This window comes from Methylobacterium dankookense, from assembly GCF_902141855.1.
Lineage (GTDB): Bacteria > Pseudomonadota > Alphaproteobacteria > Rhizobiales > Beijerinckiaceae > Methylobacterium > Methylobacterium dankookense.
Genome location: NZ_CABFVH010000011.1, coordinates 120960 through 129137 on the forward strand (window position 1 = coordinate 120960; position 8178 = coordinate 129137).

At 70.9% G+C, this 8178-nt stretch carries 10 protein-coding genes; 5 read left to right on the forward strand and 5 right to left on the reverse strand.

Annotated elements, in window-relative coordinates; all coding sequences use genetic code 11:
- Nucleotides 1-29: 29 nt before the first annotated feature.
- From MTDSW087_RS11465 to epmA, 3 genes are read right to left on the reverse strand one after another with little or no spacing between them, the layout of a single operon-like run.
- A complete protein-coding gene (locus MTDSW087_RS11465) occupies nt 30-647 on the reverse strand; it encodes a glutathione S-transferase family protein (protein WP_144763888.1) in 618 nt (205 codons plus the stop codon).
- 4 nt (nt 648-651) lie between these two features.
- Nucleotides 652-1695, reverse strand: coding sequence for a lysine-2,3-aminomutase-like protein (locus MTDSW087_RS11470; RefSeq protein ID WP_144763890.1), 1044 nt, complete (start codon nt 1693-1695; stop codon nt 652-654).
- Nucleotides 1692-2741: an EF-P lysine aminoacylase EpmA gene (gene epmA / locus MTDSW087_RS11475; RefSeq protein WP_144763892.1), complete on the reverse strand. Its 1050-nt coding sequence runs from the start codon at nt 2739-2741 to the stop codon at nt 1692-1694. The genes MTDSW087_RS11470 and epmA overlap by 4 nt, the downstream gene beginning before the upstream one ends.
- Before the next feature lie 125 nt (nt 2742-2866).
- Here epmA and efp point away from each other — a divergent pair, with 125 nt between their 5' ends.
- Entirely contained in the window at nt 2867-3433 is a 567-nt protein-coding gene (efp, locus tag MTDSW087_RS11480) for an elongation factor P (RefSeq protein WP_144763894.1), read from the forward strand.
- Between the two features lie 22 nt (nt 3434-3455).
- Here efp and MTDSW087_RS11485 read toward each other — a convergent pair whose 3' ends face one another.
- Nucleotides 3456-4472 carry an acetyltransferase domain-containing protein gene (locus MTDSW087_RS11485; protein WP_144763896.1) on the reverse strand — a complete coding sequence of 339 codons (1017 nt, stop codon included), beginning with the start codon at nt 4470-4472 and terminating at the stop codon, nt 3456-3458.
- A 308-nt stretch (nt 4473-4780) separates the two neighbouring features.
- On the opposite strand from MTDSW087_RS11485, the gene MTDSW087_RS11490 reads away from it, so the two are divergent.
- The 3 genes from MTDSW087_RS11490 (at nt 4781) to MTDSW087_RS11500 (ending at nt 6429) form a co-directional block, all read left to right on the forward strand.
- Nucleotides 4781-5386, forward strand: coding sequence for a cold-shock protein (locus tag MTDSW087_RS11490; protein ID WP_144763898.1), 606 nt, complete (start codon nt 4781-4783; stop codon nt 5384-5386).
- 12 nt (nt 5387-5398) lie between these two features.
- On the forward strand, nt 5399-5884 hold the full coding sequence (locus tag MTDSW087_RS11495; RefSeq protein WP_144763900.1) for a DUF192 domain-containing protein: 486 nt from the start codon (nt 5399-5401) through the stop codon (nt 5882-5884).
- Nucleotides 5885-6027: 143 nt separating this feature from the next.
- A complete protein-coding gene (locus tag MTDSW087_RS11500) occupies nt 6028-6429 on the forward strand; it encodes a hypothetical protein (RefSeq protein ID WP_186383813.1) in 402 nt (133 codons plus the stop codon).
- Nucleotides 6430-6727: 298 nt separating this feature from the next.
- Here the strand turns inward: MTDSW087_RS11500 and MTDSW087_RS11505 are convergent, their stop codons facing one another.
- Nucleotides 6728-7636 carry an outer membrane protein gene (locus MTDSW087_RS11505; protein WP_144763901.1) on the reverse strand — a complete coding sequence of 303 codons (909 nt, stop codon included), beginning with the start codon at nt 7634-7636 and terminating at the stop codon, nt 6728-6730.
- A 353-nt stretch (nt 7637-7989) separates the two neighbouring features.
- On the opposite strand from MTDSW087_RS11505, the gene MTDSW087_RS11510 reads away from it, so the two are divergent.
- Nucleotides 7990-8178: GTP-binding protein (locus MTDSW087_RS11510; RefSeq protein WP_244948381.1), on the forward strand; the 189-nt coding region annotated here is incomplete at its 3' end.

Sequence of the window (8178 nt, forward strand, 5' to 3'; positions counted from 1 at the left end):
TTGTCAAATCGCGGCCCAGTGTGTCGGCCTCAAGCGATCGGCTCGCCGAGCGCCCGGGCCGCTCCCGGACGGCGCGCCAGACCGTCGAGCCAGCGCGCCATGTCCGGCCGCGCGACCCGCTCGGCGGGCATGTTGAGCCAGCGATGGGCGGCGCAGGCAAGCGCGATGTCGGCGATGGAGAAGGCCTCGCCCACCGCGAAATCGCGGCCCCTCAGATGGGCGTCGAGGATCGCCGCGAGCGGTTCGGTGCGGGTAAGGGAGGCGTGGACGGCGGCGTGGTCGCGCCGTGCCTCCGGCACGCGGTAGAGATGCCAGAAGGCGTCGCGCATTGCCGGGGTGAAGCTCGTCGCCTGCCAGTCGAGCCACTGGTCGACCTGCGCCGCCGCGCGCGGATCCGAGGGGACGGCGAGCGGGCCGCCGCGCCGGGCAAGGTGACGCAGGATCGCGTTCGATTCCCAGAGGACGAAATCGTCCTCCTCCAGGGTCGGAACCAGCCCGTTCGGGTTGAGCCGGCGATAGGCCGGCTCGTCCACGACGCCGTGGGCGCCGCCGGCCTCGACGCGCTCGTAGGGCAGCCCCGCCTCGTCGAGCGCCCAGACGGCCTTCTGCACGTTCACCGAATTCAGGCGGCCCCAGAGCCTGCGCATGGCGTCACTCCTTCGGCGGGTAGGGATGCTCCCCACCCCGTGGATCGGTCACCCGCATACCCTCCGCGGTCTCGCGCAGATAGGCCGGGCCGACCGGCACCTTGCCGTGGCCGCCGGGGATGTCGAGGACGTAGAGGGGCTGCGCGAGGCCGGAGAGGTGCCCGCGCAGGTGCCGCATCAGGGCCTGGCCCGCGCCGAGATCCGAGCGCAGATGGCCGGTGCCGGGGGCGAGGTCGCCGTGGTGCAGGTAGTAGGGCTTGATCCGGTTCTCCACGAAGGCCCGCATCAGCGCCTCCAGGCTCGCCGGGTCGTCGTTGACGCCGCGCAGCAGCACCGACTGGCTGACCATCGGGATGCCGGCATCGACGAGCCGCGCCACCGCGCCTTGCGCGGCCTGCGTGAATTCCCGCGCGTGGTTGGCGTGCAGCGCCACGAAGACCGCCCGCCCGAACCGCTTGAGGCTGCGAACGAGGTCGTCGGTCACGAGGGCCGGGCTCACCACCGGCACCCGGGTATGGAGCCGGAGGACGCGGACATGCGGGATCTCCGCCAGCCGCGACGCGATGGCGCTGAGCCGCCGCGGCGAGAGGGCGAACGGATCGCCGCCGGTGAGGATCACCTCCCAGATGCCGGGATCGCCCGCGATATAGGCGAGCGCCGCGTCGAGCTCGGCCTCGCTGATGGAGCCGAGCCCGTCCGGGCCGACCATCTCGCGGCGGAAGCAGAAGCGGCAATAGACCGGGCAGATATGGAGCGGCTTCAGCAGAACCCGGTCCGGATAGCGGTGGACGATGCCGGGCAGGGGAGCGTGCGCGCCGTCGCCGATCGGGTCGGCCCGCTCCTCGAGCGCGGTGACGATCTCCTCGGGCGTCGGCACGAACTGGCGCGCGATCGGATCGCCGGGATCGGCGGCGTCGATCAGCTCGGCCATGTCGGGGGTGAGCGAGACGGCGTAGCGCGACGTCACGGCCTCGAGACCCGCCAGATCCTCGGGCGCCACGAGGCCGGCTTCGGCCAGCTCGGCGAGGGTTCGCAGGGGGCGGTTCATCCGGCCACCGGCGTCCACAGCACGTCCTCGATGCGGCGCGCGCCGATGGCCAGCATCACCAGCCGGTCGAAGCCGAGCGCGCAGCCCGACGCCTCGGGCATCATCGCCAATGCGCGCAAGAATTCGTCGTCGATCGGGTAGGTCTCGCCGTAGATGCGGGCCTTCTCCGCCATCTCGGCCTCGAAGCGGCGGCGCTGCTCGGCCGGATCGGTCAGCTCGCCGAAGGCGTTCGCCAGCTCCACCCCGCAGGCATAGAGCTCGAAGCGCTCGGCGACGCGCGGATCGGCCGGGCTCGGGCGGGCGAGCGCCGCCTCGCTCACCGGGTATTCGCACAGGATGGTCGGACGGCCGAGCCCGAGCATCGGCTCGACCTTCGCCACGAGGATGCGGCTGAACAGGTCGGCCCAGGTATCGTCGGGCGCGACGCGGAGGTCCGTGCGGGCGACCGCCTCGGCGAGCGCATCCCGGTCGGTCTCGCCGTCGCTGGAGACCGTGGCGAGGAGGTCGATCTCGGCATGGCGCGAGACCGCCTCGGCCACGCTCAGCCGCTCCGGCTCGGCGAAGGGGTCGCATTCGCGCCCGCGCCAGACGAGGCGGCTCGCCCCGGCCGTCTCCGCGGCGAGCCGCATGAGGTCGGCGCAATCGTCCATCAGTGCCGTATAGGGCTCGCCCGCCCGGTACCATTCGAGCATCGTGAACTCGGGATGGTGCAGCGGTCCGCGCTCGCGGTTGCGGAACACCCGCGCGAGGCTGAACAGGCGCGTCTCGCCGGCCGCGAGCAGCGTCTTGCAGGCGAATTCCGGCGAGGTGTGCAGGTAGAGCGGGCGGCGCGCGCCATCCGGCCCGATCGCCTCGGTGCCGAAGGCCGAGAGATGCGCCTCGTTGCCGGGGGAGACCTGCAGGCAGGCGGTCTCCGCCTCGACGAAGCCGGAGGCCGCGAGATGCGCGCGCAGCGCGGCCGTGATCCGGTTGCGCGCGAGGAGGCCCGGGCGGCGGTCGGCGTGGCGGGCGGGCGCCCACCAGGGGGAGTCTGCGTCTGTCGGCACGGTTTCGACCCGGCGGCTGGCAACGGGACCGCGGATAGGATAGTGGCGGGGCCAGCCGTGGCTCCCGCAGGGCTCGACCGCGCTTGGCGCGCGCGCCCCGCCTTGTCAAATTCAGGACCTATCCCGTGAAGGTGATCGCCTCAACGCTCCGCAAGGGCAACGTCGTCGAGAAGGACGGCAAGCTCTACGTCATCCTGTTCGCCGAGAACATCCATCCCGGCAAGGGCACGCCGGTGACGCAGCTCGACATGCGCCGCATCACCGACGGCGTGAAGGTGTCGGAGCGCTACCGCACCACCGAGCAGGTCGAGCGCGCGTTCGTGGAGGATCGCGAGCACACCTTCCTCTACCAGGACGGCGAGGGGTTCCACTTCATGAACCCCGAGAACTACGAGCAGGTCGCGGTGCCCGAGGACGTGATCGGCGATTCCGCCCCCTACCTGCAGGAGGGCATGGCCGTGATGCTCTCGACCCACAACAGCACGCCGCTGACGATCGAGCTGCCCCAGCGCGTGGTCCTGGAAGTCGCCGAGACCGAGCCGGTGCTGAAGGGCCAGACCGCCTCCTCGTCCTACAAGCCGGCCGTGCTCTCGAACGGCGTCCGCACCACCGTGCCGCCGCACATCGCCGCCGGCACCCGGGTCGTGGTCATGACGGCCGACGGCTCCTACGTCGAGCGCGCCAAGGACTGATGCGAGACCGGCGCGCGGGCGCTCACGGAGCCGCCCGCGTGCCCTCCGCGGCCTCGTAGCAGGCCTGCGACAGACCCTGCGCCCGCAGCCGCTGCTCCGGCGTGAATCCGCCGTCCGCGCGCCAGAGATCCTCGCCGCGCAGGCGCTCCATCGTGCAGCGCGCCGCCACCCGGCAGGAGCGCGCCTCGCCGCCGGTGCGCCGGCAATTCTGCACGTATTCCGCCCGGAAGCCCGCCTCGCCCGCCCGGGGATGCGGGCCCGTGAGCATCGCGCCCCCCGAGAGCAGGCCGAGCAGCACCGGCTGGTGGACGAGGTAGATCGCGAGGCTGTGCCGCCCGGCGAAGGTCGCGGCGCGCCCGAGCCGGCTGCGCGGCTGCCAGCGCCCAAGGCGCGAGCGTGCGAGCCGCGTAAGCCCGAGCCGCCCGGCGGCGATCCCGGCGAGCACCATCCCGAACCAGGGGAAGAGCGGCACATAGTCGTTGGTGCGCGGCGTGCCCGCGCCGAGCCCCAGGAAGAGCAGCGCCGGCGCGTCGAGGACCTCCGCCCGGACGAGATGCGGCGCGGCGAGCACGAGGATGGCGCAGGCCGCGCTCGCCCAGGCCGGCAGGAACAGGAAGGGCAGGCCGAGCACGCTCGCGACGGCGATGCAGTGCAGGATGCCGAAGAAGATGAAGCTGTCCGGGAAGGCGACCCATGTCGCAGCGGTGATCGCGGCGGCTGCCAGGGCGATGCGGAGCAGGCGGAACAGGGTCGGGCGGGGCCGGATGCCGCGCCCGTTCATCAGGACGAGGCCGATCCCGACGAGGACCAGGAAGCTGCCGGCGATCACGTGGGCCGCGGCGCGGCCCAAGCCGCTCAGGGCGTAGTTCTCCGGGCTCAGGCGCAGGAAGCCGAGATCCCAGGTGGCGTGATAGGCCGCCATCGCCAGGAGCGCGGCGGCACGGGCCGCGTCGATGACCGGCAGGCGGCGCGCCGGGCCGCCGCCTTCGGATGCGGGAGGAGCCTGCGTGCGAGATGCGGAGGGATCTGCGGAGATCATGGGCAGCCCATAGCCGGCCGGGCGCCTCCAAGGCCACCGGAGTCGCGGCCGACTGCCGCTCCCGTAAACGTGAACACGATCGAATTGCGCCCTCCGCGAGCCGGGCTGTGATCCGAAAACCCGTCGCCGATCACACACCTGGGCCGGATCACGCCTCCCCCGGACGGGCTGTTGCAGGTCTGCCGCCGCTGGCGACGTTGCACCGCAACCGGGCCTCTTGCCGGTCAAATGGGCTTCCGCGGAATCAGGACTTCGTTAATCCTGTCCGGGAAGCGCAGCATGCGATTCGGTGTGGGTTGCTTATCGTGATGTCTGATGAATTCGGATCCGGGTCGGGGGGCCCCAGGTCGGCGGAGGACGTCAGCGGCACGATCCATCGAGACCCCGTGGAGCCGGCCCTCGACCTCATCGAGGTTGCCGGCCACATCAAGTGGTTCGACGTGGGCAAGGGGTTCGGCTTCATCGTGCCGGACGACGGTGCGCCGGACGTCCTCCTCCACATCACCTGCCTGCGCCGGGACGGCTACCAGAGCGCCAACGAGGGCGCCCGCATCGTCGTCGAGGCGGTGCAGCGCGCCCGCGGCTGGCAGGCCTTCCGGGTCATCTCCCTCGACGCGTCGAGCGCGATCCACCCCTCCGAACTGCCGATGCCGCGCACCCATGTCAGCGTGGTGCCGACGAGCGGCCTGGAGCAGGCTGTGGTGAAGTGGTTTAACCGCCTGCGCGGCTTCGGCTTCCTGACGCGCGGCGACGGCACGCCCGACATCTTCGTGCACATGGAGACCCTGCGCCGCTACGGCATCGCCGAGTTGAAGCCCGGCGAGACGGTCCTCGTGCGCTACGGCGACGGCTCGAAGGGAGCCATGGCGGCGGAGGTCCGTTTGCCCGACGGGACGCTCCCGTCCTCCCACTGAAGGTTCCCGCCTGTGTCGCGTACCCTCCGGGCGCTCGCGCCCCTCGTCCTCGCGCTCGGCGCCGTCGTGCCCGCGTCCGCCTGGATCGCTGCTCCCGCCTCGGCGCAGGAGAGCGCGCGAACCGAGCCGCTCACCATCCAGGGGAAATCTGGGTCTCACCGCTTCGCGGTGGAGGTGATGCGCAACGACGCCGACCGCTCCCGCGGCTTGATGTACCGGCGCAGCATGGCCGCCGATCACGGCATGCTGTTCGACTTCGAGCAGGTCGAGCCGGTCTCGATGTGGATGAAGAACACCTACCTGTCCCTCGACATGCTCTTCATCCGCGCCGACGGCACGGTCGCCCGGATCGCGGCTGATACCGAGCCGCTCTCGACCGCGATCATCCCCTCGGGCGAGCCGGTCCTCGCCGTGCTGGAGCTGAATGCCGGCACCGCCGCAAAGCTCGGCCTGCGCCCGGGCGACCGCGTGGAGCACCCGCTCTTCCGTCGGCGGTGACGGGCCGGCCGGCTTCCACCGGCCTGCGAACGCACCAAGAACGAAATGCTTGACGGGAATCCCGATCCGGGCCAGTGTTCCTTGAATGTTCCAGCCGAGGCGAAGCGTCCGGAAGCGACGCGCGGACCCGGCAGGAGGCGAGGATGGCCATGATCGACACCTGCGCGGCCCCGACATTCCGGAACGACGACTGGGCCCTGTGCGAGGACGGGCTCGAGCACCGCAACGGCTACTTCATCGGCCGCGGCGTCCTCGACGCGCGGCGCGACGAGGACCTGTGGGACTGGCCGTTGCAGATGGCCGAGAAGCGCTGGTGCCGCCCGAGCCTGTTCCGCGAGGCGTTCTTCGCCGCCCTCGACCGTTTCGGCCTGGAGCGCGACGAGGGGCTCGGCCGGTCCTTCGCGCTGGGCTTCGGCATCCGGGCAGGGCAGGGGGCGGGCGAAGGCTTCCAGGCGCTCGGCGACCTGCTGCGGCCGGCCGCCCGGCCGGAAGCCGGGGCGCCCCTGCCGGCCCGCCGAACCGCCCGCGTCGCGGTCCGGGCCTGAACCGATACCTTTCGGGTTTTTCTCGCAGCACTCGCTCCGCTACGCGGGACGGGTGCTGCCGCACGTCCATGGAGCCCGGCCTCTGCCGGTTGGAACCTCAAGCGCTCCGGACTCGGTGAAGCGATGGAAAAAGGGCGGGCGCCGTCACCGGCACCCGCCCCAGAAGATCCGGACCTGGAGCCGTTCCCGATCGCGTTGCAATCAGGAACGGCTCTAAGCTCGTGATTTTGAAGCGCTCTCCGCCGAACCGGTGTCCACTTCGGCGGAGAGCGCTCTAAGGCCCAGCCTTGGCAGGATCCTAGAAGCCGCCGAACTTGTAGTTGAAGCCGGCGCGGATCAGGTGGCCCTCGGTGTTGAAGCGCGAGGTGTAGGAGCCGGTCGCGGCGGTGAAGGTCGCGCCCGTGGCCGGGTTGACGCTGTTCACCAGCACGTTGCGGCTGCCGAGGTCGTAGCGGACGTACTCGGCCTTCAGGGTCACGGCCTCGGACTTGATGCCGAGATACTTGCCGACGCTGAGGAAGTTCAGGAAGCTGTCGGTCGGAACGGCGTACTCGATGCCGCCGCCATAGGCGAAGCCGGTCTCGAGGTCGCTGTAGCGGCCGGCATAGGCGAGCGGGAAGCCGGCGCCGTTGCCGCGGAAGCTCGCATCGTAGGTGACGTTGCCGTAGGCGAAGCCGCCGAGGCCGTAGACCAGCACGCGGTCGAAGGCGTAGCCGACGCGGCCGGTGACGAGGCCGAGCCAGTCGAGGCTCTGGCGGTAGGTGCTGACGTCGTTGAGCGGGCTGATGTAGCTGCGGCCGCGGGTCAGGTCGGTCCAGGTCCAGGAGGCCTCGACGCCGACGACGAAGCCGGAGCCGGGCGTGAACTGGTAGTTGTAGCCGAAGCCGCCGCCGATCTTGCCGATCTTGTCGGTCTCGGTGCTGAACGCAGCGACGCGGCGGCCGCTGGCGACGTTCGCGACGGTGTTGGTGTTGGCGGGGCCGATCAGCGCGCCGGCGCCGGGGCCGTTATTGCCGCGGGTGAGGATCGCGCCGTTGTCGGTGATCCCGTAGGAGGTGTGGGTGCCGGCGTAGAAGCCCGTCCAGGTGAAGACCGGAACGGCCGTGAACACCGGCGGCGGAGGCGCGCGCCGCGGCAGGTCGGCCGCGGAGGCCGCACCCGCGACGAGGGCCGAGGCGGCGCTCGCGAGGAGAAGCTTCTTCATCATCTGTAGGGTCGCCCGCAATGTCCTGTGTGCTTGGCGCTCAAGTTAAACTTGGCCGCTGAACGGCACTATGCCCGAACTGCCACAGTCTCGCCGGAAAGAGCGTCGCTGCACGCCAAGAGGAGCCGGTTCCGGTCCGGCAAAGGCAGCGCCTTTTGCGGGCGCGCGACTCCGGCCGGATGCGACGGCCCTTGATCAAAGGACGGCGAGCCTCTAAGCGGTCCGCGCTTTTCGCCCAGGGTTCCGGCCCAGCGCGGGCGGCGACGGCCGGTGCATTCGAGAGCGATCGAGAGCGCAGGTCCTCTACTCATCCGGCGCGGGATGCGCCGCGGCCTCTTTCGTAGGATCGTACAGCGATGGCCAAGGAAAAATTTTCGCGTTCGAAGCCGCACTGCAACATTGGCACGATTGGGCACGTTGACCACGGCAAGACGTCGCTGACGGCAGCGATCACGAAGGTTCTGGCGGAGAGCGGTGGGGCGACGTTCACGGCCTACGACCAGATTGACAAGGCGCCGGAGGAGAAGGCGCGCGGGATCACGATC

Bases quoted from the DNA above. Each gene is read 5' to 3' on its own strand.
- MTDSW087_RS11505 (WP_144763901.1), bottom strand. From the start codon at position 7,636: ATGATGAAGAAGCTTCTCCTCGCGAGCGCCGCCTCGGCCCTCGTCGCG.
- MTDSW087_RS11490 (WP_144763898.1), top strand. From the start codon at position 4,781: ATGTCTGATGAATTCGGATCCGGGTCGGGGGGCCCCAGGTCGGCGGAG.
- MTDSW087_RS11500 (WP_186383813.1), top strand. From the start codon at position 6,028: ATGGCCATGATCGACACCTGCGCGGCCCCGACATTCCGGAACGACGAC.
- MTDSW087_RS11465 (WP_144763888.1), bottom strand. From the start codon at position 647: ATGCGCAGGCTCTGGGGCCGCCTGAATTCGGTGAACGTGCAGAAGGCC.
- MTDSW087_RS11485 (WP_144763896.1), bottom strand. From the start codon at position 4,472: ATGATCTCCGCAGATCCCTCCGCATCTCGCACGCAGGCTCCTCCCGCA.
- MTDSW087_RS11470 (WP_144763890.1), bottom strand. From the start codon at position 1,695: ATGAACCGCCCCCTGCGAACCCTCGCCGAGCTGGCCGAAGCCGGCCTC.